Here is a 324-nt window from a genome sequence, read left to right as displayed (position 1 = left end):
GGCGAGCCGGTTCGGCGCCGGCCGGATATTGTGGGGGAGCGATTGGCCGGTCCTGACCATGGCCGGCAGCTATGCGGACTGGCTCGCCATCTCGGACGCGCTGCTCGCGCCCTTCGGCAGCGGCGCGCGCAATCTGCACATCGTCGGCGAGGCCTATTCCGACTACCAGGGCTTCATCGAGGGCGCCCTGAACAGCGCCGGGCTGGCGCTGGCAACCCTGCCGGCCGTCGCTGTCGACCCGGCGCTGCAGGAGCCTGGCCTGGGGCTGTCCTGAGCGGCGCCAGCGTCAACGCACCAGCGGCCGGATCGCGCTGAATCCGCCGT

Annotated in this window: 1 protein-coding gene; it reads left to right on the top strand. The window is 71.9% G+C overall.

The features are described 5' to 3' along the window. A partial coding sequence (locus RVY79_RS18500) for an amidohydrolase family protein (RefSeq protein WP_411161748.1) occupies positions 1 to 274 on the top strand: 274 nt, incomplete at its 5' end. Between the last annotated feature and the right edge of the window lie 50 nt (positions 275 to 324).

The organism is Chromohalobacter sp. HP20-39 (genome assembly GCF_033052815.1).
Lineage (GTDB): Bacteria > Pseudomonadota > Gammaproteobacteria > Pseudomonadales > Halomonadaceae > Chromohalobacter.
Note: the sequence above shows the minus strand (reverse complement) of the source record. Positions and strands in the feature narration are given on the sequence as shown.